The sequence below is a fragment of the Thioalkalivibrio sp. ALJT genome (genome assembly GCF_000381825.1).
Lineage (GTDB): Bacteria > Pseudomonadota > Gammaproteobacteria > Ectothiorhodospirales > Ectothiorhodospiraceae > Thioalkalivibrio.
On the sequence record NZ_KB907121.1, the window covers coordinates 47,088 to 72,413 of the forward strand.

23 protein-coding genes and 1 tRNA gene are annotated in these 25,326 nt (G+C 66.4%); 8 read left to right on the forward strand and 16 right to left on the reverse strand.

Annotated features, from left to right (window positions below):
* Positions 1–6 precede the first annotated feature (6 nt).
* A complete protein-coding gene (gene aceF, locus G332_RS0100245; RefSeq protein WP_369699366.1) occupies positions 7–1,449 on the reverse strand; it encodes a dihydrolipoyllysine-residue acetyltransferase in 1,443 nt (480 codons plus the stop codon).
* Positions 1,361–4,024, reverse strand: coding sequence for a pyruvate dehydrogenase (acetyl-transferring), homodimeric type (gene aceE, locus G332_RS0100250; protein ID WP_019624984.1), 2,664 nt, complete (start codon positions 4,022–4,024; stop codon positions 1,361–1,363). Before aceE ends, aceF begins: the two co-directional genes overlap by 89 nt.
* Positions 4,025–4,320: 296 nt before the next feature.
* Here aceE and rnt point away from each other — a divergent pair, with 296 nt between their 5' ends.
* A complete protein-coding gene (gene rnt, locus G332_RS0100255) occupies positions 4,321–5,007 on the forward strand; it encodes a ribonuclease T (RefSeq protein WP_019624985.1) in 687 nt (228 codons plus the stop codon).
* 193 nt (positions 5,008–5,200) lie between these two features.
* Here the strand turns inward: rnt and grxD are convergent, their stop codons facing one another.
* The 9 genes from grxD to G332_RS0100300 form a co-directional block, all read right to left on the reverse strand.
* Positions 5,201–5,530, reverse strand: a complete 330-nt coding sequence (gene grxD / locus G332_RS0100260; protein WP_019624986.1) for a Grx4 family monothiol glutaredoxin — start codon at positions 5,528–5,530, stop codon at positions 5,201–5,203.
* A gap of 78 nt (positions 5,531–5,608) precedes the next feature.
* Complete coding sequence (ychF, locus tag G332_RS0100265; protein ID WP_019624987.1) at positions 5,609–6,703, reverse strand: redox-regulated ATPase YchF; 1,095 nt, start codon at positions 6,701–6,703, stop codon at positions 5,609–5,611.
* The gene (pth, locus tag G332_RS0100270) at positions 6,700–7,311 is read right to left on the reverse strand and encodes an aminoacyl-tRNA hydrolase (RefSeq protein WP_019624988.1); all 612 of its coding nucleotides are present in this window, start codon (positions 7,309–7,311) and stop codon (positions 6,700–6,702) included. The genes ychF and pth overlap by 4 nt, the downstream gene beginning before the upstream one ends.
* 32 nt (positions 7,312–7,343) lie before the next feature.
* On the reverse strand, positions 7,344–8,012 hold the full coding sequence (locus tag G332_RS0100275; protein ID WP_026340470.1) for a 50S ribosomal protein L25/general stress protein Ctc: 669 nt from the start codon (positions 8,010–8,012) through the stop codon (positions 7,344–7,346).
* Between the two features lie 131 nt (positions 8,013–8,143).
* Entirely contained in the window at positions 8,144–9,100 is a 957-nt protein-coding gene (locus tag G332_RS0100280) for a ribose-phosphate diphosphokinase (protein WP_026340471.1), read from the reverse strand.
* Between the two features lie 128 nt (positions 9,101–9,228).
* A tRNA-Gln gene (locus G332_RS0100285) sits at positions 9,229–9,303 on the reverse strand.
* 533 nt (positions 9,304–9,836) lie between these two features.
* The gene (gene ispE, locus G332_RS0100290; RefSeq protein WP_019624991.1) at positions 9,837–10,715 is read right to left on the reverse strand and encodes a 4-(cytidine 5'-diphospho)-2-C-methyl-D-erythritol kinase; all 879 of its coding nucleotides are present in this window, start codon (positions 10,713–10,715) and stop codon (positions 9,837–9,839) included.
* Positions 10,712–11,365, reverse strand: a complete 654-nt coding sequence (gene lolB / locus G332_RS0100295; RefSeq protein ID WP_019624992.1) for a lipoprotein insertase outer membrane protein LolB — start codon at positions 11,363–11,365, stop codon at positions 10,712–10,714. Before lolB ends, ispE begins: the two co-directional genes overlap by 4 nt.
* Complete coding sequence (locus G332_RS0100300; protein WP_026340474.1) at positions 11,362–13,077, reverse strand: tetratricopeptide repeat protein; 1,716 nt, start codon at positions 13,075–13,077, stop codon at positions 11,362–11,364. Before G332_RS0100300 ends, lolB begins: the two co-directional genes overlap by 4 nt.
* Positions 13,078–13,239: 162 nt before the next feature.
* Here G332_RS0100300 and hemA point away from each other — a divergent pair, with 162 nt between their 5' ends.
* The 4 genes from hemA (at position 13,240) to G332_RS0100320 (ending at position 17,522) form a co-directional block, all read left to right on the forward strand.
* A complete protein-coding gene (gene hemA / locus G332_RS0100305) occupies positions 13,240–14,535 on the forward strand; it encodes a glutamyl-tRNA reductase (protein WP_019624994.1) in 1,296 nt (431 codons plus the stop codon).
* On the forward strand, positions 14,535–15,620 hold the full coding sequence (gene prfA / locus G332_RS0100310; protein WP_019624995.1) for a peptide chain release factor 1: 1,086 nt from the start codon (positions 14,535–14,537) through the stop codon (positions 15,618–15,620). The genes hemA and prfA overlap by 1 nt, the downstream gene beginning before the upstream one ends.
* 165 nt (positions 15,621–15,785) lie before the next feature.
* Entirely contained in the window at positions 15,786–16,643 is an 858-nt protein-coding gene (gene prmC, locus G332_RS0100315; protein ID WP_019624996.1) for a peptide chain release factor N(5)-glutamine methyltransferase, read from the forward strand.
* 123 nt (positions 16,644–16,766) lie between these two features.
* On the forward strand, positions 16,767–17,522 hold the full coding sequence (locus G332_RS0100320; RefSeq protein ID WP_019624997.1) for a molybdopterin-synthase adenylyltransferase MoeB: 756 nt from the start codon (positions 16,767–16,769) through the stop codon (positions 17,520–17,522).
* A gap of 71 nt (positions 17,523–17,593) precedes the next feature.
* Here G332_RS0100320 and G332_RS0100325 read toward each other — a convergent pair whose 3' ends face one another.
* From G332_RS0100325 to gatC, 5 genes are all read right to left on the reverse strand, one after another.
* Entirely contained in the window at positions 17,594–18,010 is a 417-nt protein-coding gene (locus G332_RS0100325; protein ID WP_019624998.1) for a hypothetical protein, read from the reverse strand.
* 140 nt (positions 18,011–18,150) lie between these two features.
* Positions 18,151–19,047 carry an Hsp33 family molecular chaperone HslO gene (gene hslO, locus G332_RS0100330; protein ID WP_019624999.1) on the reverse strand — a complete coding sequence of 299 codons (897 nt, stop codon included), beginning with the start codon at positions 19,045–19,047 and terminating at the stop codon, positions 18,151–18,153.
* Positions 19,048–19,077: 30 nt separating this feature from the next.
* The gene (gene gatB, locus G332_RS0100335; protein ID WP_019625000.1) at positions 19,078–20,511 is read right to left on the reverse strand and encodes an Asp-tRNA(Asn)/Glu-tRNA(Gln) amidotransferase subunit GatB; all 1,434 of its coding nucleotides are present in this window, start codon (positions 20,509–20,511) and stop codon (positions 19,078–19,080) included.
* Between the two features lie 10 nt (positions 20,512–20,521).
* Entirely contained in the window at positions 20,522–21,976 is a 1,455-nt protein-coding gene (gene gatA, locus G332_RS0100340) for an Asp-tRNA(Asn)/Glu-tRNA(Gln) amidotransferase subunit GatA (RefSeq protein WP_019625001.1), read from the reverse strand.
* Between the two features lie 74 nt (positions 21,977–22,050).
* Positions 22,051–22,338, reverse strand: coding sequence for an Asp-tRNA(Asn)/Glu-tRNA(Gln) amidotransferase subunit GatC (gene gatC / locus G332_RS0100345; protein WP_019625002.1), 288 nt, complete (start codon positions 22,336–22,338; stop codon positions 22,051–22,053).
* Between the two features lie 311 nt (positions 22,339–22,649).
* On the opposite strand from gatC, the gene G332_RS0100350 reads away from it, so the two are divergent.
* From G332_RS0100350 to mreD, 3 genes are all read left to right on the forward strand, one after another.
* A complete protein-coding gene (locus tag G332_RS0100350) occupies positions 22,650–23,696 on the forward strand; it encodes a rod shape-determining protein (RefSeq protein ID WP_019625003.1) in 1,047 nt (348 codons plus the stop codon).
* A 102-nt stretch (positions 23,697–23,798) separates the two neighbouring features.
* Positions 23,799–24,749: a rod shape-determining protein MreC gene (gene mreC, locus G332_RS0100355; protein WP_019625004.1), complete on the forward strand. Its 951-nt coding sequence runs from the start codon at positions 23,799–23,801 to the stop codon at positions 24,747–24,749.
* Positions 24,746–25,237, forward strand: a complete 492-nt coding sequence (gene mreD, locus G332_RS0100360) for a rod shape-determining protein MreD (RefSeq protein WP_019625005.1) — start codon at positions 24,746–24,748, stop codon at positions 25,235–25,237. Before mreC ends, mreD begins: the two co-directional genes overlap by 4 nt.
* Positions 25,238–25,326 lie beyond the last annotated feature (89 nt).

Consider the following 25,326-nt stretch of genomic DNA (forward strand, 5'->3'; position numbering starts at 1 on the left):
TTACGATTACAGAAGCATGCGGCGCATGTCGGACAGCAACGCGCTCAGCGTGGTAGCAAAACGGGCGCCCAGCGCACCGTCGATCACCCGATGATCGTACGACAGCGCCAGCGGCAGGATCAGGCGCGGCTCGAACTCCTTGCCGTTCCAGACCGGCTTCATGCTGGAGCGCGAAACACCGAGGATCGCGACCTCGGGGGCGTTCACGATCGGGGTGAACTGGGTCCCGCCGATCCCGCCGAGGCTGGAGATCGTCAGGCAGCCGCCCTGCATGTCCGCAGGCTTGAGCTTCTTGTCGCGGGCGCGCTGGGACAGGTCCATCAGCTCGGCGGCGATGTCGACCAGGCTCTTGCGATCCACATCGCGCACCACCGGGACGACCAGGCCGTCCGGCGTATCCACCGCGATACCGAGGTTGTAGTACTGCTTCAGGATCAGGTTCTCGCCGGTCGCGTCCAGCGAGGCATTGAAGCGCGGGTACTGCTTGAGCGCGGAGACCACCGCCTTCATCAGGAACGGCAGGAAGGTGACCTTCACGCCCTTCTTCTCGTACTCGGCCTTCAGCGACTTGCGGAAGTCCTCGAGTTCAGTGATATCAGCCTCGTCGAACTGGGTGACGTGCGGGACGGTGACCCAGTTGCGGTGCAGATTCTTGCCGGTGAGCTTGTTGATCTTCGACAGCGCCTGGGTCTCGATCGGACCGAACTCGGAGAAGTCGATCTCCGGCATCGGCTCGACGCCCAGGCCACCGCCGGAGCCCTGACTCAGCGCACGCTTGACGAAGCCCTGCACATCCTCGCGCAGGATGCGACCCTTGCGCCCGGAGCCTTCGACCTTGCTCAGGTCCACGCCCAGCTCGCGCGCGAACTTGCGCACCACCGGCGAGGCATGGGCCTTGCGGAAGGCCGATTCGTCACGGATGTGTTCAGTCGGCGACGGACGCGGATCGGCCCGGCCGGCGGCCTTCGGTGCCGGGGACGGCTGCGGTTGCTCGGTCCCGGGGGCCGGCTCGGCCGGGGCAGCCGCGGAAGACCGCGCTTCCTGCTTCGGCGCCTCGTCCCTGGCGGGGGCATCCTCGGCCGCACCCTCGTCGGAGGGCTCCAGCTCCAGGATCGGGTCACCCTCGTTGACGCGGTCGCCGGCCTTCACCTTCAGCGCCTTCACGGTACCGCCCTGCGGCGCCGGGATCTCGATGGAGGCCTTGTCGGACTCCAGCGTAATCAGCGGATCCTCGGGGGCCACGGTATCCCCGGGGCTGACGATGACCTCAATGATCTCGACGTCCTTGAAGTCGCCGATATCCGGGACGTGCACAGTAGTCGTGTTGCTCATGTCTGCTCCTGCCTCGGGTCCGACGGCCTCAGGCCTGCAACGGGTTGGGCCGTTCGACGTCGATCGCATACTTCTCGATCGCGTCAGCCACAGTCTTGACCTCCACGGTCCCGGCATCGGCCAGGGCCTTCAGCGCCGCGACCGCGATGTGGAAGCGATCGACCTCGAAGTGCCGACGCAGCGCAGCGCGGGTATCGGAACGGCTGAAGCCGTCCGTCCCCAGCACACGGTAGTCCGCCGGCACGAAGGCACGGATCTGATCGGCATAACCCTTCACATAGTCGGTCGCGGCAATCACCGGATCGTCCGAACCACCCAGGCATTCCTCCACCCAGGACGTGCGCGGTTTGGCCTCCGGATGCAGGCGCGCATGGCGCTCGGCATCGCGGCCATCACGGGCCAGCTCGTTGAAGCTGGTCGCACTCCAGACCTCGGCAGCGACGCCGAAGTCCTGATCCAGCAGTTCGGCGGCGGCAATGGCCTCGCGCAGGATGGTGCCGGAGCCCAGCAGGCGTACCTTCTTTTTCTTGCGTCCGCCGGCCTGCAGCCGGTACAGGCCGCGACGGATACCTTCCTCCGCGCCCTTCGGCATGGCTGGCTGCGGGTAGTTCTCGTTCATCACGGTGATGTAGTAGAAGACGCTTTGCTGCTCCGCATACATGCGGCGCATGCCGTCCTGCACAATCACCGCCAGTTCATAGGCGAAGGTCGGATCGTAGGCGATGCAGTTGGGCACGTTGGCGGCCATCATCAGGCTGTGGCCATCATCGTGCTGCAGGCCCTCACCCGCCAGCGTGGTACGCCCGGCGGTGGCCCCCATCAGGAAGCCGCGGGCGCGCATGTCGCCGGCGGCCCAGATCAAGTCGCCGATGCGCTGGAAGCCGAACATCGAATAGAAGATGTAGAACGGCACCATCGCCACACCGTGCGTGGAGTACGACGTGGCCGCCGCAATCCAGGAGGACATGGAACCGGCCTCGTTGATCCCCTCTTCCAGGATCTGGCCCTTCTTGTCCTCCTTGTAATACATCACCTGGTCCCTGTCCTGCGGCTCGTAGAGCTGGCCGACCGAGGAGTAAATCCCCAGCTGACGGAACAGCCCTTCCATGCCGAAGGTCCGCGCCTCGTCGGGCACAATCGGGACGATGTTCTTGCCGATCTTCTTGTCCCGCGCGAGCAGGGTCAGCAGGCGCACGAAGGCCATGGTGGTGGACATCTCGCGCTCACCGGAGGACTCCAGCAGGCTGTTGAAGGCCTCCAGCCCCGGGATCTCCAGCGGTGTGGCCAGCGGGCGACGCACCGGCAGGTAGCCGCCGAGGTCCTTGCGCCGCTCGTGCATGTACTTCATCTCTTCGGATTCGGGGTCCGGCTTAATGTACTCGGCACGCTCCACCTGCTCGTCGGAAAGCGGGATATTGAAGCGGTCCCGGAACTGCTTCATGTCGTCCGCGTCCATCTTCTTCTGGCTGTGGGTACGGTTCTGGGCCTCGCCTGCGGACCCCATGCCATACCCCTTCACCGTGTGCGCGAGGATCACGGTCGGCTGCCCCTTGTGCTCGGCCGCTGCCTTGTAGGCCGCATAGACCTTGACCGGGTCATGGCCGCCGCGGTTGAGGCGCCAGATGTCCTCGTCGGACATGTTGGCCACCATCGCCTTCAGCTCGGGGTACTTGCCGAAGAAGTGCTCGCGCACATAGGCACCGTCATTCGCCTTGTAATTCTGGAAATCGCCGTCGACCGCCTCCATCATGCGCTTCTGCAGCAGGCCGTCGGTGTCCTTCGCCAGCAGCGGATCCCAGTAGCGACCCCACAGCACCTTGACCACGTTCCAGCCCGCGCCGCGGAAGATCGCCTCCAGCTCCTGCACAATCTTGCCATTGCCGCGCACCGGGCCATCCAGGCGCTGCAGGTTGCAGTTGACCACCCAGGTCAGGTTGTCCAGCTTCTCCCGCGAGGCCAGGGTGATCGCCCCCAGGGTCTCCGGCTCGTCCACCTCACCGTCGCCGACAAAGCTCCAGACGCGACGGTTCTCGGTCTGTGCCAGGCCACGATCCTGCAGATAACGCATAAAACGCGCCTGGTAGATGCTCATGATCGGGCCCAGCCCCATGGACACGGTCGGGAACTGCCAGAAGTCCGGCATCAGCCAGGGATGCGGATAGGACGACAGGCCCTTGCCGTCGACCTCGCGGCGGAAGTGGTCCAGTTGTTCCTCGCTCAGGCGGCCTTCCATGAACGCACGGGCGTAGATACCCGGCGAGGAGTGACCCTGGGCGAACAGCAGATCGCCACCATGATCATGCGACGGGGCATGCCAGAAATGGTTGAACCCGACGTCATAAAGAGTGGCAGCGGAGGCAAAAGTCGCAATATGCCCCCCCAGCTCGGCCGAGGCGCGGTTGGCCTTGACCACCATCGCCATCGCATTCCAGCGGATATAGGACCGGATGCGATGCTCCACCGCACCATCGCCCGGATACTCCGGCTCCAGGTGCGTGGGGATGGTGTTCACATAAGCGGTATTGGCGGAGTACGGCAGATAGGCCCCGCTGCGCCGCGCCTTGTCCACCAGCCGTTCCAGCAGGGCATGTGCCCGCTCGGGGCCGTCGGTCTCCAGCACCGAGGCCAGGGCGTCAATCCACTCCTGGGTCTCCTGCGGGTCGATGTCGTGTTCGGTCGCGTTCGGGTCCATGCGTCTACCCCTGAAAACGGGTTGGGAATCAGGATGCCATCTTGGGTTCCAGGCCACCGGGCAGGCAGGCTTTTGCTACCATGCGCCGATGTCAGGCGGGCATAAAGGACGCAAGTATCCCGACTGTGCCGGCAACAGGTCAAGCGAACGCCATGTATGGCGCCGATCGTCGGCAAAAAACGCGACAAAATCTCCAAACATCCGTAAATTGTACACGCGGGCGCACGCCCGGGAGACACCCTTCCCGGCCACCGCGCCCGCGAACCGTAACGGCTTACCCGCAACCGAGTACCCCGATGCCCGAATCCCTGCAGCTGGACCCCAAGCACCGCCCAATGGCCAACCGTTTCCGCGGCTTCCTGCCGGTGGTCGTCGATGTCGAGACCGGGGGATTTGACTGCCGCCGCCACGCCCTGTTGCAGATTGCCGCGGTGTTTCTGCGCCGCGACGAAAACGACCACCTGGTGCGCGAGCGCACCGTCAGCCTGCATGTGCGCCCGTTCGAAGGCTCGGAGCTGGACCCGAAATCACTGGAAGTCAACGGGATCGACCCCTACCACCCGTTGCGAGCGGCCTGGCCGGAGGATCAGGCCATGGGCAAGCTCTTCAGCGAAGTGCGGCGGGAGGTAAAGGTCAACCACTGCAAGCGCGCCGTGCTGGTGGGACACAATGCACACTTCGACCTCGGGTTCGTACATGCGACCGCCGAGCGCTGCGGCATCAAGCGCAATCCGTTCCATCCGTTTTCCAGCCTGGATACGGTGTCGCTTTCAGCGCTGGCGTTCGGCCAGACCGTGCTGGCACGAGCGGCCGACGCCGCCGGGCTGGGCTGGGATACGGCGGCGGCCCACAGCGCGGCCTTCGATGCAGAAAAGACGGCGGATATCTTTTGCCAGATCACGAACCGCTGGCAAGACGGGGTCGGGGTCCCACAAAATGCCTTGCGGCTGCCCGACCCGGAAGAACTCCCGCCGGGGAGCTGAATCCATCCCGACGGGGCCAACTCATCCCGGCCTTACGCGCCCCGGGCGGGGCGCATGATGAGGTCTCCGGGCTGCGAGACCCCACAGGGCACAGGAGCCTGTCGGATTCAGGACGGATCGGGTGCGCGGCCCCTTTCGCCGCTCACCCGCCCTGTGCGTGCCTGAACCCGGCAGGCGCCTGGCACACCGCGTTTCAGCTCGCGGCGCGCTTGGCGTGAGCCTCGTCGACCATCTTCTTCAGCTCGCCGCTCTCGAACATCTCGAGCGTAATGTCGCAGCCGCCGATCAGTTCACCGTCGATATAGACCTGCGGGAAGGTCGGCCAGTCAGCGAAACGCGGCAGGTTCTGCATGACCTCCTGGTCGGCGATCACGTTCACGTACCCGAACTCCTGCTCGCAGCGCTTCAGCGCCTCCACCGCACGGCTGGAAAAACCGCACATGGGGAACTGCGGGGTGCCCTTCATGAAGATCACCACCGGATTGTCTTCCACCTGCTGGCGGATGCGATCCATTACGTCCATCGAAGTACTCCCAAGATTGGATGCCAGAACCGGACGGCGACTACCGCCGCGACCCGGGTTTATTTCCTACTATAGCACTCAGACATTGAAGCGAAAATGTACCACGTCGCCTTCGTGCATTACGTATTCCTTACCCTCCAGACGCCATTTCCCCGCGTCCTTCGCACCCTGCTCGCCGTTGTTCGCGACAAAGTCGTCATAGCCCACCACCTCGGCACGGATAAAGCCGCGCTCGAAATCGGTATGGATGACCCCGGCGGCCTGCGGCGCGGTAGAACCCCGCCGCACTGTCCAGGCCCGGACTTCCTTTTCACCCGCGGTAAAGAAGGTCTGCAGGTCCAGCAGCCGGTAGGCAGTGCGGATCACACGGTCCAGCCCCGGTTCCTCGAGCCCGAGATCGGCCAGGAACTCGCTCCGCTCCTCCGGGTCCAGCACGGCGATCTCGGCCTCGATGGCTGCACAAACGCTGACCACCTCGGCCCCTTCCTCGGCGGCCTTCGCCTGCACCGCCTCGACCATCGCGTTGCCACTGGCCAGAGACGCCTCGTCAACATTGGCTATATACATCAACGGCTTGATGGTCAGCAGGTGCAGATCATAAAGCAGGCGCCGCTCATCCTCGTCCAGGTCCTGAGCGCGCGCCGGAACGCCCTGATCCAGACCTGCCGCGACCTTCTCCGCCGCCTTCAACTGCGCAATGGCCGTCTTGTCCTGCGACTTCGCGGCACGTGCCAGACGGGTCAGCGCCTTGTTGGCAGTCTCGAGATCCGCCAGCATCAACTCCGTGCTGATGGTCTCGATATCGGCCAGCGGATCGACCTTGCCGGCCACGTGGACGATGTCGTCATCCTCGAAGCAGCGCACGACCTGGGCAATCGCATCCGTCTCGCGGATATGAGCCAGAAACTGGTTGCCCAGTCCCTCGCCCTGCGCGGCACCGGCCACCAGACCGGCGATGTCGACGAACTCCACCGTGGTGGCCAGTGTGCGCTCGGGCTTCACGATCTCGGTCAATCGCGCCAGGCGTGGATCCGGCACCTCCACCACGCCCACGTTCGGGTCGATGGTGCAAAACGGATAGTTCTCCGCCGCGATCTCCGCGCGGGTCAGGGCATTGAACAGGGTCGACTTGCCGACATTCGGCAGGCCAACGATCCCGCACTTCAGACTCATCGGGTTTCCTCGGATTTGGCGCGGGCCGCCTTCGACCCGCCGCCATGCAGATTACGTACCGCCTCGTCCCAGCGCCCGGCGATCAGGGCCGGCACCTGATCCAGCGCGGCATCGATGGCATCCTCGATGGCACGCGCCGCATCCCGGCCGGGCCGATCCAGCACGAACGGCACGACCTCGTCACGGTGCCCGGGATGACCAATTCCCAGACGCAGCCGGGCGTAGTTCGGCCCGCCCATGTGGCGATGCAGATCTCGCAGGCCATTGTGACCGCCGTGCCCGCCCCCCAGCTTCAGGCGCGCAACACCAGGGTCCAGATCCAGCTCGTCATGCACCACCAGGATCGCCTCCGGGGGGATGCGGTAAAAGGCCGCACATTTGCGCACCGGCAGGCCGCTCTTGTTCATGAAGCTCATTGGCTTGAGCAGCCAGCAGTCTCCCTCGGGCAGGGTCAGACGCGCCGCTTCGCCATCGAAGCGGCTCTCGTTGCGGAACTCGGTGGCGTGACGGCGGGCCAGGGCATCCACAAACCAGAAGCCCGCGTTATGCCGGGTCTCGGCATAACGCGGGCCCGGATTACCCAGCCCGACGATCAGACGTATCGCCATGGGTCAGCAGGAACCAGGAACGGCCGTGAGGCTTATTCCTTGCCCTCGGACTCGCCTTCCGCACCGTCGGCAGCTTCTTCGCCACCCGCGGCCTCTTCGCCCTCTTCCTCGGCCTTCGCGGAACGCGGAAGCAGGATGCTGACCACAGCGTAGTCGTATTCCTCGCCGTGCATCAGGGCCACGCTCTCCACGCCTTCCGGCAGTTTCAGCTCGGAGATGTGCAGGGTTTCGCCAACATCGAGGTCGATCACATCGATCTCGATGGATTCGGGCAGATTCCCCGGCAGGCACTCGACCTCGATTTCGTTGAGCATGCGGCTGATCATGCCACCGCCCAGCTTCACGCCCTTGCAATCTTCCTCATTCAGGAAGTGCAGCGGCACGCTGACGCGGATGGCCTGGTCGGCGCTCACGCGCATCAGGTCCACGTGATAGATGGTCGGCTTGAACGGGTGGCGCTGCACGTCGCGCAGAATCGCCTTCTCGGTATTGCCATCCAGCTTCACATCCAGGATATGCGAATAGAACGCATCTTCCTTGAGGTTATGGACCATCGCATTATGGTCCAGCGTGATAGCGACGGCGTCCTTGTCCGCACCATACAGGATGGCGGGCAGTTTGCCGGCGCGACGCAGGCGGCGGCTCGCACTCGAACCCTGTTCGTCACGCTTCTCGGCTTCAACGGTAAAACTCATGCTCATTGCTACAGCCTCCAAAATGAAAGGCGCTTCACCCGAAGCGCCCTGAACGCACCCCGCCCGCGACCAGACGGGGCGCACACTGGAAGGGGATTCCCCTCCGAATTTCTGGCAGCGGCCGCGGCCGCTGCCTGTCAGTCCATGAACAGCGAGCTGACGGATTCCTCGCGATTGATACGGCGGATCGTCTCCGCCAGCATCTCTGCGACCGACAGTTGCCGAATCTTCTCGCAACCCAGCGCATTGGGCTGCAGCGCCAGCGTGTCCGTGACCACCAGCTCGTCAAGCGCAGAACCGTTTATGTTATCAATTGCCGCCCCGGAAAGCACGGGATGCGTGGCATAGGCCATTACCGAGTGCGCCCCGTGGTTCTTCAGGGCCTTCGCCGCCTGGCACAGGGTACCGGCGGTATCCACCAGGTCATCGATGATGATGCAGGACTTGCCCCGCACATCACCGATGATGTGCATCACCTCGGACTCGTTCGCCCGCGGGCGGCGCTTGTCGATAATGGCCAGATCGGCATCGTCCAGACGCTTGGCGATCGCCCGCGCACGCACCACCCCGCCGACATCCGGCGACACCACAGTCAGATCCCCGGAGACATGCCGCCAGACATCGCCCAGCAGCACCGGCGAGGCGTAGATGTTATCCACCGGGACATTGAAAAAGCCCTGCACCTGGTCGGCGTGCACATCGATGGTCAACACGCGATCTGCGCCCACCGCCTCGATCATGTTCGCGACCACCTTGGCCGAGATCGGCACGCGCGCAGAGCGTACCCGGCGATCCTGGCGGGCGTAGCCGAAGTACGGGATCACCGTGGTGATCCGCCCGGCGGAGGCGCGCCGCAGCGCATCCACCATAATCACCAGCTCCATGATGTTCTCGTTGGTCGGCTGCCCGGTCGGCTGAATCAGGAAGACGTCTCGACCGCGGACGTTCTCCAGGATCTCGACCTGCACCTCGCCGTCACTGAAACGGCCCACGGTTGCCTTGCCCATCGGCAGGCCCAGGTGTTCGGCAACGCTCTGCGCCAGACGCGGGTTGGCATTACCCGCGAAGATCATCATACGACTCTTGTCGACCACGGTTCGTCCCGGTCTGGATGGATATGGAGCGGACGGCTTTGTCGCGCAGGCCCCAAAGTATAGACCCCGGCGCGGGGCCGGGGTCCTGGTAGCCGGTGACCCGCGCACACGGCGCGGGTTTCGTTGTATGGCTGGGCCGGCAGGATTCGAACCTGCGCATGGCGGGATCAAAACCCGCTGCCTTACCGCTTGGCTACGGCCCAATGTCTCGCTTAACTTTCAAATTGTACTGTCAGCGCCGGACTCGTACCCGAGCTTACCGCGGACCGGCGGGGCCGATCCGGGCCGGCAGGATGATGGCGCTGCGCGCCACCCTTACGGGCCGTCACCTTCGGCGACGATCGGTCGCGGCTGCGCCGCTCGCGTCGAACCTCGCGCTTGGCGGGATCAAAACCCGCTGCCTTACCGCCTGGCGACGGCCCAATGTCTCGCTTAACTTTCAAATTGTACTGTCAGCGCCGGACTCGTACCCGAGCTTACCGCAGACCGGCGGGGCCGATCCGGGCCGGCAGGATGATGGCGCTGCGCGCCACCCTTACGGGCCGTCACCTTCGGCGACAATCGGTCGCGGCTGCGCCGCTCGCGTCGAACCTCGCGCTTGGCGGGATCAAAACCCGCTGCCTTACCGCCTGGCGACGGCCCGGGAACACGCTGAGGTCTATTGTACTGCCTGACCGACACGACGCCCGAAACCCCACCACCGTCATTGCGATCGGCACACTGGCCAGCGCAAATCTTACGCCCCCGGAGAGACGGCAGGCGGAAGCCAGGCCTGCAGCGGCGAGACGTTGAGCAACGGCGTCACCCAGCTCGCCCAGGCCTCGGGCTGACTGGATTGCGCCTGCTGCGCCGCCGCCTGATCGGGAAATATCCCGAACACGCATCCGCCACTGCCGCTCAGGCGGGCGCTCGGCGTCTCGGATGCCAGCCAGGCCAGGGCCCGGTCGACCTCGGGGTACCGCGCTCGCACAACCGGCTCGAACACGTTGCCGAAGCGTCCGGCATCGAATTCGGACGAAATTGTCTCGGTGGGACAGTCCCGTGTCAATTCCGCCGCGCCGAACATCGCACCTGTGGTCACGCTGACACCGGGATCGATCAGGAGGACCCAGCCCTGACCCGGGGCCACCGGCGTCAGACGCTCCCCGACTCCTTCGGCCCAGGCGGCGCATCCGGCAACAAATACGGGTACGTCCGCGCCGAGCTCCAGCCCCAGCGCCGCGAGGCGGTCCACCGGCTGGCCCAGTCCGAACAGGTGATTCAGCGCGACCAGGGTGGTTGCGGCATCGGAGCTGCCTCCGCCCAGGCCACCACCGACCGGAATGTGCTTGTCCAGGTGGATGCGCACGCCAAAGTCCCTGGCCGCCTCGGCCGCCAGGCGACGCGCAGCGCGCAGACAGAGGTTGTCGGCCCCATCGATGGCCGCGCCGGCCATCTCGTAACGGCCTGCAGGCAGGGGCTCAAAACGCAACTGGTCCGCCAGCCCGAGAAACTGGAAGACCGTCTGCAGCTCATGATAGCCATCGGCCCGGCGCCCGGTAACGTGCAGGAAGCGGTTAATCTTGGCGGGGGCCGGGAAGACGCTGTCGAACCCGCCGTCTGCGCGTATGCTCACGGTTGACCCAACTGCCAGCGACCGATACGCGCACGCAGCTCGATATCGTCACGCTCGAGATCGTCACGCTCGAGGACCATGGCCACCGGCATGGGCACGCCATCCACCTCCTCGAACTCGCTGTACTCGATACGCCAACCGGACTGCTGAATCCGCAACGGGCGACCCTCGGCATCCACATCCAGCTGGTGCGAGGCCTCCGGGTCCAGCAGGCCGCGCACCCAGTAGGTCATACCCCCCACCGGGATCGACTCGCCCAGAACACGGGCCACGAGGGTATCCGGGTCCTGCGCCTGGAAGCGCTCGCCGGTGCGAGTCACCAGCAGGGCCTGACCACCGGACAGCGTCAGGCGCCCGCCACCTCGCCCCATGGGCCCAGACAAATCGAGCACCTGTTCATCCTCCAGCATCCGCCAGTTGAGCTGAGCCGACCAGTATTCCTCGCCGGACGACAGCCCCAGGCGCGCGACCAGACGCCAGGCGTCCAGCGCCTGCAGCTGCTCGGTGCGCGCCTCGAATGCGGCTTCCGCGACTGCGGAGCGGTCGGCCTCCGGCAATGGCGCCGCGCACCCGGCAAGCGCCAGCACCACAACCCCCAGGATCACCCCCGACCACGGCAGGGCCGACCTCGTATTGACGGCCCGGCTCATTCGTCAAGTTCTTTGCGGACGCGTTGCAGACGCTCATGGTCGGGTTCACGTGCAAGCGCCGCTTCGAGAATCTCGCGCGCCTCGTCACGCGCGCCACGCTCCCACAGCACGACCGCCAGATTGCTGGCGATCTCACCGTCCTCCATCAGGGCATAGGCACGTCGCAGCTGAGTCTCGGCCTCTTCCAGCCTTCCAAGCCGATACAGCACCCAGCCATAGCTGTCGATAATGGCGGCATCGTCCGGCGCCTGCTCGTAGGCCCGCAGGATCAGCTCGTAGGCCTCCTCGTAGCGGTCGGTTCGGTCGGCCAGGGTATACCCCAGGGCATTCAGTGCCGCGACGTTCTCGGGGTCGGATTCAAGAATGGTGCGAAAATCCGCCTCCGCGGCTGCGATGTCGTCCGCGCGTTCGTGAACCAGCCCGCGCAGATAGAGCAGCCGCGTATCCCCGGGGAACTGGACCAGCCCCCGGTTCAGGCGGCTGCGCGCCTCCGCGTATTCGCCAAGCTCGCGCAGGGCATTGCCCTCGGCGAGGTAGGCCCGGCGCGCAAGATCGTCATCCACCCCCTGCTGCAGGGAGCGAAACCGCTCGCGCGCGGCCTCCATGCCATCATGCTCGAACGTGAGGCGGGCCGTGCGCAGACGCGCATCGTCGGCATGGTCACCGGACTCCACTCGCGCATACGCTGCCAGCGCGGCTTCCGGCTCGTCGGCCATCTCGTGCAGGCGCCCAAGATAGTAGGCCACCTCGTTCTCGCGCCCGCCCAGGGCATCCAGTCGCTCCAGATACTCACGCGCGGGTTCCAGCTGCTCCGCCTCGAGATTCATCAGGGCCAGTGCAAGCAGCAGCTGCGCATCCTCCGGTGCCGCCTGCACCAGACGGTCCATCTCGCGGCGCGCATAGGCTGCATCGTCATGCTCGGCGAGGACACGGGCATAGCCCAGACGGGCCTCACGACTGTCCGGATGCGCATCCACGGTAGCGCGCAGGGCCGCAGCGGCGGCCTCGACCTCACCGGCCTCGCGCAGGGCCCGCGCGTGCAGTAACTGCAGCGGGACCGACTCGGGGAAACGCTCCACCGCCTGCCCGGTCACGGCCAGCGTTGCATCACCTTGCTCGGCGAAGCGCAGCGCCGCCTCCGCATACACGCGATGCACGCCGACATCGTCGGGGCGCCGATCGCTCAGCAGGCGCAGCGCCTCAAGGGCCGCCTCGGAATCCCGGGTCTGACCGATCACGCTCCCCAGGGTGGGGTACGGATCCAGGCCCTGCACCAGCAGCCTGTCCAGCAGCGAGTCAAGCTGCTCTGCGGCCTGCTCGGCGTCACCGGTATTGATCCGCAGCACCGTGGAGACCTGGCTGGCCTCCAGGCTGTCAGGCGCAAGGCGCAGCCAGCGGTCCGCCGAGCGCTGGGCCTGCTCGAAATCCCGCGCGAACAGGGCAATGCGGGTAGCCCGTTCGGCAATCGCCGGATCGTCACTCATCAGGGCCGCGGCACCATAGTAGCGGGCGGCCTCGCCATGCTCCCCGGAGCGTACGGCGATCTTCGCCACCAGCACGTTGAACATCAGCGCCGCCTCCGGGTCCTCACCGGCTGCCACCGGCACCAGGACGGGGCGATCCGTCTGTGGCGTCGTGGAGGCATCCAGCTGGGTTTGCGCGCAACCCGCCAGTGAGAGCATGGCCGCCAGCGCGAGCAGGCTTCGAATCATCAGGGTTCCAGTCGGAATCAGTTCGGTCTTATCGTGTGGGACGGTCAGGCCTTCGTCGGGGTTCCGTGGCCGGCCATCATTACCGTCACCCAGCGTACAGCACAGTACACTACCGGGAAATTCGGCCACGCGCCTGCGTTTTCCGGCACAATACGCGCCAGCATGTTGTGCACTCTCGGAATCAATCACAAAACGGCCCCGGTCGCGATTCGCGAGCGGTTATCCGTCAACGAGCACGAGCTCGGCGAGGCCCTGCACTCGCTGCGCTCCGGTGTGCTGTTGCCGGAAACGGCCATCCTGTCGACCTGCAACCGAACCGAGGTGTATTTCCGCGAAGGCAAGCAGCACAGCGAACAGCGCGTGCTCGACTGGCTCGGGGGCTACCACGGAATCGGCCGCGACGAACTGAAGCCCTACCTCTACCTGCACCATGACGGCTCGGCGGTGCGCCACACCCTGCGGGTAGCCAGCGGCCTGGATTCCATGGTTCTGGGCGAACCGCAGATCCTCGGGCAGATGAAAACGGCCTACCAGTACGCGCACGAGGCCGGCACCCTGGGGCGCTCGCTGGAGCGCCTGTTCCAGCACGCCTTTGCGACGGCCAAGGATGTCCGCACCCAGACCGCCATCGGCCAGAGCGCGGTCTCCGTCGCCTTTGCCGCCGTGTCGCTGGCCCGCCAGATCTTTGGCGACATGAAGCCACTGACGGCGCTGGTCGTCGGTGCCGGCGAGACCATCGAACTGGCCCTGCAGCACCTCTCCAGCGCTGGTATCGGCAATGTCATTGTTGCCAACCGCACCGTGGAGCGCGCCCGCGCCGTAGCCGGACGCTTCGAGGCCGAGGCCATCAGCCTCGACCAGCTCCCCGAGCGCCTGGCAGAGGCCGACATCGTGATCTCCTCAACCGCCGCCCCCCTGCCGATCCTGGGCAAGGGCGCGGTGGAGCGCGCGCTGCGCAAACGGCGCCACAAGCCCATGTTCATGGTGGACATCGCGGTCCCGCGCGACATCGAACCGGAAGTGGGCCAGCTCGAAGATGTTTACCTCTACACCGTCGACGATCTACAGGAGGTCATCGACGAAAACATGGCCTCGCGCCAGGCCGCGGCCGAGCAGGCCGAGGAGATCATCACCCAGCGCGCCGGCGAATTCATGCGCTGGTTGCGGGCCCGCGATTCGGTGGACAGCATCCGCCAGCTGCGCCAGCGCGCCGACCGCGTCAAGGCCGAGGCACTCGCCAAGGCCGAGGCCATGTTGCGCGCCGGCAAGCCACCGGAAGAGGCGCTGCAACTGCTCGCGCACAACCTCACCAACAAGCTGATGCACGCCCCCTGCAAATCCCTGAACACGGCTGCTCACGAGGGCGATACACGCCTGCTGAACGCCGCTCACCGGCTGTTCCAGCTGCCCGCTCCGGAAGACGACCCCGGAAACGATTCCAGCTCCGGATCGCAATGATGAAGGACTCGTTCCGCGCCAAGCTCGAGGGCCTGTCCGAGCGCCACGCCGAGATCGCGCAGCTGCTGGCCACGCCGGACGCGGCCGCTGACCCGGACCAGCTGCGCCGCCTGTCGCAGGAATACAGCCAGCTGGAACCGGTCGCTGCCGCCTGGAAGGCCTGGCACGACAACCAGGGCGCGCTGGAGGAGGCACGCGCGATGCTCGCGGAGGACGACCCCGAACTGCGCGCAATGGCCGAGGCCGAAATCGAGACCCTGACCGAGCAGACCGAGGCGCTGGAGGCGGAGCTGTACCGCCACCTGATCCCGAAGGACCCGCACGACAACGCCAACGTGTTCCTCGAGATCCGCGCCGGCACCGGCGGCGACGAGGCCGCGATCTTCGCCGGCGACCTGCTACGCATGTACACCCGCTATGCCGAACAGCAGGGCTGGAAGCTGGAGATCCTCAGCGCCAGCGAGGGCGAGCACGGCGGCTACCGCGAGGTGATCGGGCGTCTGGCCGGCCAGGGGGCCTTCTCGCGGCTCAAGTTCGAATCCGGCGCCCACCGCGTACAGCGCGTGCCGGAGACCGAATCCCAGGGCCGCATCCATACCTCCGCGGCCACCGTGGCCATCCTGCCGGAACTGGACGAGGTCGAGATGCCGGAGATCAACCCGGCCGACCTGCGTGTGGACACCTTCCGCGCTTCCGGGGCCGGCGGTCAGCATGTCAACAAGACCGACTCCGCGATCCGCCTGACCCACCTGCCCACCGGCATCGTGGTCGAGTGCCAGGAAGAGCGCTCTCAGCACAAGAACCGCGCCAAGGCGATGACCTACCTCGCCGCACGCCTGTTCGAGGCCGAGCGCGAGGCCCAGGCCGCTGCGCAAAGCGCGGAACGCAAGAGCCTGGTCGGCAGCGGCGACCGCTCCGAGCGCATCCGCACCTACAACTTCCCGCAGGGCCGCGTAACCGACCACCGCATCAACCTGACCCTGTACAAGCTCGAACAGGTCATGGCCGGCGACCTCGACCCGGTCGTCGACCCGCTGATCCATGAATACCAGGCCGAGCAGCTCGCCACTCTGGCAGAGTCCTAGGGGCTTGTCGGGTTTGGGCGATCATCGCGAGCGTTGTGGGGAAGCGAGGCCCTTTTTTCGGCCTCTCAAGGCGCATCGTGAGGACGATGCATCAAGAGAGAACGGGAACAGGGGGCGTGCCCCCGTGCGCGCAGCCGATTCCGTCCCAAATCCGACAGGCTCCTAGTGGGGGCCCCGACCACGCTGGATGCCCTGCTGCGCGAACTGCGCGGCCGCCTGCAAGCGGCCGGATCGGAGGAGCCGGGCCTTGAGGCGCGGCTGCTGCTGGGCGCGGCAACCGGACTCGACACCAGCGCCCTGATCGCCCGCGGGCTGGATGCCCCCACGACGCTGCAGCGCAAGCGCGCCGACACCCTGTGCCGGCGCCGCGAAGCGGGCGAACCGATCGCCCATATCCTCGGCCGGCGCGCCTTCTGGAGCCTCGACCTCGAGGTCTCCCGCGCCTGCCTGATCCCGCGCCCGGAGACCGAACTGCTGGTCGAACAGGCCCTCGCGGCCATCGACGCCTGCGGCCGCGCGCATCCCCGGGTACTGGATCTGGGCACCGGCAGCGGTGCGATCATCCTCGCACTGAAGACCGAACGCCCGTCCATCGTGGCCGTCGCCACCGATCGCAGTCCGGACGCCCTGCGCCAGGCCCGGGCCAATGCCGATACGCCGGGGCTGACCGTCACCTTCCTGCAGGGGGCATGGCTCGCCCCGTTCAAGCCCGGCGACGCCTTCGACGTGATCGTCAGCAACCCACCCTACATCGCGCCGGACGACCCCCATCTGACCCGTGGTGACCTGCGCTTCGAGCCACGAGAGGCACTGGCCGCGCCGCAAGCCGGGCTGGGCGATCTGTACACCATCATCGACACCGCCCCCGCCCACCTGACGCCGGGTGCACCGCTGCTGCTGGAACACGGCTTCAATCAGGCCCGCGCCGTGCGGGCGCGCATGGAACAAGCGGGTTATCGCAAGGTACAAAGCCTGCGAGACCCCGCCGGGCATGAACGCATCACGCTCGGAACCCGGGCGTAAGCCCCCCCCCGATGGACGTGCCCCCGACGGGCCCGCAGAAACCACCCGGGCATGCGCACCCCCGGCGCGGCCACCCCGAGCGTAACGGCGGTTACAATTCCGCACCGACTCCGGAGGCCCCCGATGAAAGACGAACAACTCCTGCGCTACAGCCGCCAGATCATGCTCCCCGGCGCAGGAGTGGAAGGACAGCAACGACTGCTGCAGGCGCACGCCGTGATCATGGGACTCGGCGGCCTGGGCTCGCCGGTCGCCGCCTACCTGGCAGCAGCCGGGGTGGGCCACCTGACCCTGGTGGATCCGGACCACGTCGAGGTAACCAACCTGCAGCGCCAGATCCTGCATACCGACGCCGACATCGGCCGCGACAAGGTCGTCTCCGCCGCTGCACGCGTCGCGGCCATGAACCCCGCCTGCCGGGTCGAGACGCACGCGGAACACCTGGACGCGGAGGCCATGCGGCACCTGTTCGCCACGGCGGACGTCGTTCTGGATGGCACCGACAACTTCGCTGCGCGCGGCGCAATCAGTCGCGCCGCGCTGGCAACGGGGACGCCTCTGGTCTCCGGGGCAGTCATCCGCTTCGAGGGCCAGATCACGACCTTTGATTACCGCGAGGCAGATGCCGCCTGCTATCACTGCCTGTACGGGGAAGGCGGCGGTGACGAGGACACCTGCGCCACCAACGGCGTACTGGCGAGCCTGCCGGGTGTGGTCGGGAGCCTGCAGGCAACCGAGGCGCTGAAACTGCTGATGGGACTACCGACGCTGAGCGGCCGGCTGCTGATCCTCGACGGCCTGGCCATGCAGTTCCGCGAGATCCGACTGCGACGCGATCCGGCCTGTCCGGTGTGCAGCCCGCACCACGCCCCCGCCTGAAAGCCGGCGCACGGGCCTCAACGGCGCAAAAAGACTCCCGCCAGGGAAACGCCGATCCATCCGTTTGTCCCTCAGGCGCAGGAACGCGGCTGGAACGGCAGCACCTTACCCGGCGGTGAGGTCGGGCACGCCGTTGCAAGGGCCGCACCCAACTCGCATTCCATCTCCCTCAGGGCATGCTTCATCACGCTGCCGCCCATGGCGTGGAACAACCACAACTCGCAGGCGATCGGGCGATGGAGGCAGCTCCGCCTGCGGACATGGAACGCAGTCCACGCCACTACGGGCATGTCGTTCAACACCGGGTCGACCAGGATCCAGGCGCCCCGCTGCAGGATCAGATCCAGATGCCTGAGGCCTGGCGGCGACAGCCGGACTTCCGGCCCCAACCGAACCAGCGCCCGTTGCACCAGGTTGAAATAGCGGGCCTCAACCCGCCATCCGGGCCGAGTCTCCAGGGTCGGGATTGCGGTGTGCCGGGAATACATCGCGCCCTCACTCTGTCACACGCCGAAACGCGGGACTGCATCTATAGCAAGTCGGGCAAAGACGCGGGGCACAGCGACGCCCGTGACGGGCATCCGGAAGTCACGCTCGCCTAACGAGGCCCGCGCCCGGAGGGCGCGGGCTACTGGCGGGTATCCGGTGTGGGCGGCTGCGTGCCTTCGGGCGCACAAACCGCCTCGGCATCCACAGGATCGAAGTGATAGTGCGCGTTGCAGAACTCGCAGGTCACGTCCACGCTGCCCTGCTCGGCCAGGATGCTGCGAATCTCGTCGCGGCCCAGGCTGCGCAGGGTCTCGCCCACGCGTTCGCGCGAGCAGGAACAATGGAAACGGACCGGCGCACCATCAAACAGGCGCACACGTTCCTCCGCAAACAGCCGCCCCAGCAGGGTGCCGGCGTCCAGCTCGAGCAGCTCGCTGGCGCCGGTGGTTTCGGCGAGAATCGTCACCCGGTTCCACGTCTCCGAGCCCCGGGTGACGGCATGGCCATCCTCGCCCGGCATCGCCTGCAGGAGCATGCCGGCCGCGGCGTCGCCGTTGGCCGCCAGCCACAACCGGGTGGGGAGCTGCTCGGAGCGTTCGAAGTAGACATTCATCGCATCGGCCAGGGTCGCGCCTTCCAGCTCGACCACGCCCTGGTAGCGCTCGCCGCCATTGCCCGGGTCCAGCGTCAGCATCAGGCGTGCATCTGCGCCGGCGCATTCGGCCAGCGTTGCCGCCTCCGGCGGCGTCTCGCGGAAACGGGCAAGCCCGCGCAGCCGACCCTGGCCATCCGCCTGGGCCACGATCATGTGCACGGGGCCACTGCCGGTCACCTGCAGGATCAGCGAGCCATCGAACTTGAGCGTGGCGGCGGTCAGTGCGACGGCCGCATAAGCCTGGCCCAGCAGGTCGCGCACCACCGGCGGGTATTCGTGGCGTTCCAGCAGGGCCTGCCAGGCGGCATCCAGGTGCACCCACTCGCCACGCACCCCGGCCTCCTCCAGCATGAAGCGGTGCAGGGTATCGGTCTCACGCATCGAGGCGGCTTCCCGGTCGCATCGCGGGGCTCATCCGTCCAGCTTGGCCTTCAGGCGCTCGTTCACCTGCGCCGGGTTCGCCTTACCCTGGGTGGCCTTCATCACCTGGCCGACGAAGAAGCCGAACAGCTTGTCCTTGCCGCCGCGATACTGCTCGAGCTGCTTCGGATTGCTGGCCATGACCTCGTCGATGATGGCGTCGATCGCGCCGGTGTCGGTGATCTGCTTGAGGCCCTTGGCCTCGATCACCGCGTCGGCATCGCCCTCGCCATTCCACATCGCCTCGAAGACCTCCTTGGCGATCTTGCCGGAGATGGTCTCGTCCTGGATGCGCGCGAGCAGGCCGGCCAGACCCTCGGCGTTGACCGGGGCCTCGCCCAGTTCCACCTCGGAGCGGTTGAGCGCGGCGGAGAATTCGCCCATCACCCAGTTGGCGGCCAGCTTGGGTGCATCGCACCCGGCGGCCACGGCCTCGTAGAAGTCGCCCATCTCGCGGGTCGCAGTCAGCACGCCGGCGTCGTAGTCGGACAGGCCGTACTGCTCGACGAAGCGCGCGCGCTTGGCATCCGGCAGCTCCGGGAGCTTTTCGCGCACGGTCTCGATGAAGGCACTATCCACGACCAGCGGCAGCAGATCCGGATCGGGGAAGTAGCGGTAGTCGTTGGCCTCTTCCTTGCTGCGCATGGAGCGCGTCTCGTCGCGATCCGGGTCGTACAGGCGGGTCTCCTGGACCACCGTGCCGCCACCCTCGATCACGTCGATCTGGCGTTCGACCTCGAAGTTGATCGCGCGCTCGACGAAGCGGAAGGAGTTCAGGTTCTTCAGTTCCGCGCGGGTGCCGAACTCGGTCTGACCCTTCGGCCGGATCGAGACGTTCGCATCACAGCGGAAGCTGCCTTCCTGCATGTTGCCGTCGCAGATATCGAGATAGCGCACCAGCGAGTGCAGCTTCTTCATGTAGGCGACGGCTTCCTTCGCGGAGCGCAGCTCCGGCTCGGAGACGATCTCGATCAGCGGGGTACCGGCGCGGTTGAGGTCGATACCGGTCATCGCCTCGAAGCCCTCGTGCAGGCTCTTGCCGGCGTCTTCCTCCAGGTGCGCGCGGGTCACCCCGATGCGCTTGGTCGTGCCGTCTTCCAGCTCGATATCCAGGTGCCCCAGGCCCACGATCGGCAGCTCGAACTGCGAGATCTGGTAGCCCTTGGGGAGGTCCGGGTAGAAGTAGTTCTTCCGGGCGAACACCGAACGCGGGGTGATCTCGGCATTGATCGCCAGACCCAGCATCACGGCCCGCTCCACCGCGCCCTGGTTCAGGACGGGCAGCACACCCGGCATGCCCAGATCTACCGGGCAGGCCTGGCGGTTGGGCTCGGCGCCGTAGGCGGTGGGCGCCCCGGAAAAGATCTTGGAGACGGTATTGAGCTGGGCGTGAATCTCCAGCCCGATGACGGTTTCCCATTCCATGCGGCGATCCTCAGGCGAAGGCCGCCGGCACACGCGTGTGCCAGTCGGTCTCTTGCTGATACTGGTGAGCGACGCCGAGCAGGCGCGCCTCGTCGAAATAATTGCCGATCAGCTGCAGCCCCACCGGCAGGCCGTCGATCTCGCCGGCCGGCAGCGACATCGCCGGCAGCCCGGCGAGGTTTGCGGCGATGGTGTAGATGTCGGACAGGTACATGCTGACCGGGTCGGCCTTGGCGCCGAGGGCGAACGGCAGCTCCGGGGTGGTCGGGGCCAGCAGCACGTCCACGTCCGCAAACGCACGGCGGAAGTCGTCGGCGATGATACGGCGGACCTTCTGTGCCTTCAGGTAGTAGGCGTCGTAGTAGCCGGCGGACAGCACGTAGGTGCCGACCATGATGCGGCGCTTCACCTCGTCGCCGAAGCCCTCCCCGCGCGAGCGGGTGTAGAGGTCCATCAAGTCCTCGGGGTTCTCGCAGCGGTAGCCGTAGCGCACGCCGTCGAAACGCGCGAGGTTGGAGGAGCATTCGGCCGGTGCAACCACGTAGTAGGCCGGCACCGACAGATGGCTGTTGGGCAGGCCGACCTCGCGCACCTCGGCGCCACGGCCCTTGAGCACCTCGATGGCCGCGTCGATCACGCCGCGCACGCGTTCGTCGAGGCCCGCCTCGCCGAAGAACTCGGTCGGCAGCCCGATGCGCAGGCCCTTGAGGTCCTGGTTCAGACCGGCGGTGAAGTCCTCGGCCGGGCGTTCGACGCTGGTGGAGTCGCGCTCGTCGAAGCCCGCCATCGCGTTCAGCATCCGGCCGCAGTCCTCGGCGGTCGCGGCCATCGGACCGCCCTGATCGAGGCTGGAGGCAAAAGCGATCATCCCGTAGCGCGACACGCGGCCGTAGGTCGGCTTGAGCCCGGTAATGCCGCAGAACGCGGCCGGCTGGCGGATCGAGCCGCCGGTGTCGGTGCCAGTGGCCCCCGGCACGAGGCGCGCGCCCACCGCCGCGGCGGAGCCACCGGAGGAGCCGCCCGGGACACGCTCGGTATCCCAGGGGTTGCGCACCGGCCCGTAGAAGCTGGTCTCGTTGGAGGAGCCCATCGCGAACTCGTCCATGTTGGTCTTGCCCAGCATCACCGCGCCCGCGGCGTTCATGCGCTCGACCACGGTGGCGTTGTAGGGCGAGACGAACGGATCCAGCATGCGCGATCCACAGGAGGTGCGCACGCCCTCGGTGCAGAAGATGTCCTTCTGCGCGATCGGCACGCCCAGCAACGGCGTCTGCTCACCCTGAGCCAGACGCGCATCGGCGGCATCGGCCTGGGCCAGCGCCTGCTCGGCGGTCACGGTGATGAAGCTGTTCAGTTGCGGATCGAGGCGCTCGATCCGGTCCAGATACAGCTGGGTCAGTTCGCGCGAACTGATCTCGCGGGCCTGGAGCTTGCGCACCCAGCCGGACAGGGTTTCCTGGGCCATGGTTTCGGGGACTCTTGCTGGCTAGAAGCGTGACGGGTTCAACCGAACGGGAACAGCGTGGCTCGCGCGCCTGGTCACTCGATGACGCGCGGAACCAGGTACAGGCCACCCTCGACCGCGGGGGCAATCGCCTGATAGGCGTCGCGCCGATCCGGCTCGGTAACCGCGTCCGGCCGCAGGCGCTGCTCGGCGTCCAGAGGGTGGGCCATCGGCTCGACACCTTCGATGGCCGCACCATCCAGTTGTTCGACAAAGGCGAAGATATCGCTCAGCCCGCCCGCGAAATCCCGGGCCTGGTCGTCGTTCATGGCCAGGCGGGAGAGGTGGGCGATGCGCCGGACTTCAGAGGTATCGACGGACATGGCGTAATGGGTCCTGTAGCGTTCGGAATCCTTAAGAAAACGCTGATTGATCAGCGTTTCCGTGCAGCACCAAGGGCGTACTGTCGGAACCAGCCACTTGTCGTGGTTGATTCCGAAACGAGCTGCAAACCGCGCTTGCAGCGCCGCGTGCGCTGAAAAAGCCGGGATGGCTTTTGGCAGCGTTCCCATCCAAGAGGGCACGGCGGGCAAAACGGAGCGCAAACTTACCACAAAGCAGTTGTTGCCCAAACCCCGGCTGCTTGCTAGAGTCCCGACCTCCCCGCCCGTCCACTCAGCCAGGCTCGTTCTTCATGCTCAAACGCCTCCAGGGGTTGTTCTCCAACGACATCTCTATCGATCTTGGTACCGCCAACACCCTGATCTACATGCGCGGCCAGGGAATCGTCCTGAATGAACCCTCCGTGGTCGCGATTCGCCAGGATCGCGGACCGGGCGGCCCCCGCTCCATCGAGGCCGTGGGGATCGATGCCAAGAAGATGCTCGGCCGCACCCCCGAGAACGTGGTCACGATTCGCCCATTGAAGGACGGCGTGATCGCCGACTTCACCACCACCGAGAAGATGCTGCAGTACTTCATCAAGAAGGTGCACGAGCAGCGGATCTTCCGACCCAGCCCACGGGTACTGGTATGCGTGCCCTGCGGTGCGACCCAGGTGGAGCGCCGCGCGATCCGAGAATCCGCCTTTGGTGCCGGGGCCCGCAAGGTTTATCTCCTGCAGGAACCAGTGGCCGCAGCGATCGGCGCCGGCATCCCGCTGGACGAGGCAATCGGGTCGATGGTGCTGGACATCGGCGGCGGGACCTCCGAAGTCGCCGTGCTGTCGATGAACGGCATCGTCTACTCCGAGTCCGTGCGCATTGGCGGCGACACCTTCGACGAGGCCATCATGGCCTATGTTCGCCGCAACTACGGCGTGCTGATCGGCGAGGCCACGGCGGAGCGTATCAAACACACGATCGGCTCGGCCTATCCGGGCAAGGAGCTGCTGGAAATCGAGGTCAAGGGGCGCAACCTGGCCGAGGGCGTACCGCGCTCCTTCACGTTGAATTCCAACGAGATCCTCGAGGCCCTGCAGGACCCGCTGCACGGCATCGTCTCCGCCGTGCGCACCGCACTGGAGCAGACGCCACCGGAACTGGGTGCGGACGTCGCCGAACGCGGCATCGTGCTGACCGGCGGCTCGGCCTTGTTGCAGCACCTCGATCGCCTGATCATGGAAGAAACCGGCATCCCGGTCGTCATCGCCGACGACCCACTGACCTGTGTTGCACGCGGCGGCGGCCGTGTGCTGGAAATGCTCGACGAGAAACGGGTCGACTTCCTGGCCATGGAGTAATCCGCACTACGGGTCTCCAGCCATCGGGGACCCGGGGTAAACTCCACGCCCAACAGGTCGCAAGCGACGCAGGAGCGTCTCCGTTTTCCGCATCCTGGCGCGTTGCCGCATTCCGTAACCGGAGGTCTCGCCATCAGCAAGCCGCTGTTCAGACTGGGTGTGTCGCCCACTCTGCGCCTGCTCGCGGTCATCCTGCTGGGGCTGGTGCTGATGGCGCTGGACCACCGCGTAAACGAACTCCAGGCGGTACGCAGCATCCTGGGTACGCTCACTCACCCCCTGCAGATCGCGGTGGACGCCCCCGTCCGCGCCGCCAGCCGTGTCCTCGACTCGTTCACCAGCCGCGAGGACCTGATTACCGAGAACCGGATCCTGCGCAGCGAGAACGCACAGCTGCGGGCACGGCAGCTGCGCTTCGAGGCCCTGCAACAGGAAAACGACCGCCTGCGCGCCTTGCTGAGCACCGCCGAACAGGCTGAGGAACGAGTGCAGATCGCCAAGCTCCTGGCCGTGGACCTCGATCCCTTCCGCCAGCAGATCGTTCTGAACAAGGGGAAGCGTGACGACGTATACGTCGGCCAGCCCGTGATCAACGCAGACGGCGTGATCGGCCAGGTATTGTCGACCCGCCTCAACAGCTCCATCGCCTTGCTGGTCTCCGACCCCGCCCATGCCCTGCCGGTGCTGAGCGCGCGCACCGGGCTGCGCGGTCTGGTGGTCGGCACCGGCAACCCGCAACGCCTGGAGATGCGCCACGTTCCGCTCCAGGAGGATGTCGAGCCCGGGGAGCTGCTGCTGACCTCGGGCCTTGGCGGACGCTTCCCGGCCGACCTCCCGGTCGCCCGTGTCGTGTCGGTGGAACGCCTCCAGGGCCAGCCCTTCCTGAGTATCAAGGCCGAGCCGCTGGCAGCCCTGGACCGTTCGCGCGAGGTCCTGCTGCTGTGGACCGACGGGATCACTCCGCTCGTGGACCCCATCAACGCGGACGCGGCATCGGACGGCAACACCGGGTCTCAGGATCCGGAACCCGCCACCAGCCCGGACCAGCCGTGACGCGGAGCATCGGCATTCCCTGGCCGGTACTGGGGACCCTGCTGGTGGCCCTGGCCCTGGCGATCATCCCGATCCCGGAAGCGCTGCGCCCGGCCCGCCCCGAATGGCTGGCGCTGGCCATGATCTACTGGGCCATGGCGTTTCCGTCACGCATCGGCATCCTGACGGCCTTTGCCGCCGGCCTGCTGCTCGACGCCCTGCTCGGCCAGTTGCTGGGGCAAAATGCGATCGCACTGGCGGTGATGACCTACATCGTGCTGCAGATTCACCCGCGCCTGCGGGTCTACCCAATCTGGCAGCAGATGATCGTGGTCTCCATCCTGATCGGCCTGTACAAGCTGCTGGCCCTGTGGCCGCAGGGCATCACCGGGTATCCGCCGGGCAGCGTCCTGTACTGGTTACCGATCATCACCAGCGCCCTGGTCTGGCCGCTGGTCTTCCTGCTGCTGCGCGACCTCCGCCGCCACTGGCTGCTGCACCTGACCTGAGAAAAGGCGGCATGCGATGCAATCAGCGCCCTCCTCCGGGTCTCTCGAAGTAGACCGCATCCCTCCGCATACTGTTCGCCATCCGGATC